This window comes from Oceanobacillus halotolerans, from assembly GCF_010993955.1.
GTDB classification, from domain to species: domain Bacteria; phylum Bacillota; class Bacilli; order Bacillales; family Amphibacillaceae; genus Oceanibacillus_A; species Oceanibacillus_A halotolerans.
In genome coordinates, this window is sequence record NZ_WIXL01000024.1 from 1 (window position 1) to 1,626 (window position 1,626).

The following is a 1,626-nucleotide window of genomic DNA, read 5'->3' on the forward strand; positions in this document are numbered from 1 at the left end:
AATCAACGCCAATTAATACTCAACCATATACAGGAGGGACTACCTAATGAATCATATTACGAATCAAAAGATAAATCAAGTATCTGATAATACCTTGGTAATTGGCGTAGATATTGCAAAGAAGACACATTATGCCTGCCCAATTGATGATCGGGGACGAGTACTTCAAAAAGCTTTTCCCTTCGGGCAATCCGGATCAGGGTTTGAAAAGTTTAAGCATAGTATTCGTACACTCCAAGACTTACACGAGAAAGAACAAGTAATTGTTGGTTTTGAACCCACAGGACATTATTGGATGAATCTAGCTGCTTATTTAGTCCAACATGATATTCCATATGTGTTTGTTAACCCTATGCATGTTAGTCGAACAAAGGAGTTAGATGATAATCTTCAAACAAAAAACGATCAAAAAGATGCTCGTGTTATAGCTCAACTTATCCGAGATGGTAGATTTAGTTATCCGCGTATATTAACTGGCGTTGAAGCGGAATTACGAAATGCATCCATGTTAAGAACGAAAATCGTAGAGGATATAACTGCATTAAAAAACCGAATGATTCGTTGGTTGGATCGCTTTTTTCCCGAATTCCATCAAGTATTTCCGTCTTTCGGTAAAAATGCTTGTGCTATCTTAGAAAAAACACCTCTACCACAGGATGTGGTAGGAATTGATTTAGAAGACCTTGTGACACTGTATATTCAAGTGGAAGGCCTAAAATGTCCTTCGCGCCCTAAGATAAAACAAATACAATTCTTAGCTGAACAATCCATTGGGATAAGAGAAGGATTAGAGATGGCGCGTTTTGAAATAGCTACACTCCTTAACCAATATAAGTTACTACAACATCAATTAGAGAATCTAGATAGCCATATGAAAGAATTGGCCATACAACTAATAGACTTTGAATATGTTCAATCTGTAGATGGAATAGGGGCACATTCTATAACTATGTTGCTTTCAGAAATTGGATCTTTCACGCATTATAAACATCCACGCCAACTTATTAAATTAGCGGGATTAACATTGCGTGAAAACTCTTCTGGTCAGCATAAAGGTCAGAAAAAAATCTCTAAACGAGGCAGAAAGAAACTACGCGCCATTTTATATCGGATGACATTGCCATTAATAAGGCATAATTCAGCCTTTAGTTCATTATATAACTACTATATTTCCAGACCTAATAATTCCCTTCGAAAGAAGGAAGCATTAGTCGTATTATGCAGCAAAGTGTTAAAGATTTTACATGCCCTAGTAAATAAACAGCTTTATTTTAATGAAGAAGCTATGATGAATGACCTCCACTGTCTCCAAGAGGTCGCCTAGTCACATTTAAGTTCTAACTATCAGAAGGATGACACGGAGAAGCCGGCGCAAAATCAGCAATTAGACTACGAGTCTCTCGAGGAGCACTGCCAGCCTCTGCCTTATGACTAGACCGAACGAAGGAATGTGAGCGCTAGACGCTAAGAGACATGGGAGGGTGAGTCATCATAAGTATTGCAGAGTTCCAAAGTGCATCACATATGCCCTTTAAATGTTAATTAATCCCAATTAGCATTAGCGAAGCGTATCTACCCATTGGTAAAATATACCAATGGGTTCACCCAAGTATCCGAAGTCATTCG

General features: G+C 38.1%; 1 protein-coding gene. It reads left to right on the forward strand.

The window, feature by feature from the left end; translation table 11 throughout:
- The first annotated feature begins 46 nt into the window (after nucleotides 1-46).
- Nucleotides 47-1,324: an IS110 family RNA-guided transposase gene (locus GHC26_RS15775; protein ID WP_163972202.1), complete on the forward strand. Its 1,278-nt coding sequence runs from the start codon at nucleotides 47-49 to the stop codon at nucleotides 1,322-1,324.
- The last annotated feature ends 302 nt before the right edge of the window (nucleotides 1,325-1,626 follow it).

What these genes read in the sequence shown, in the direction of transcription:
- GHC26_RS15775 (WP_163972202.1), top strand. Translation starts at nt 47, where the DNA reads ATGAATCATATTACGAATCAAAAGATAAATCAAGTATCTGATAATACC.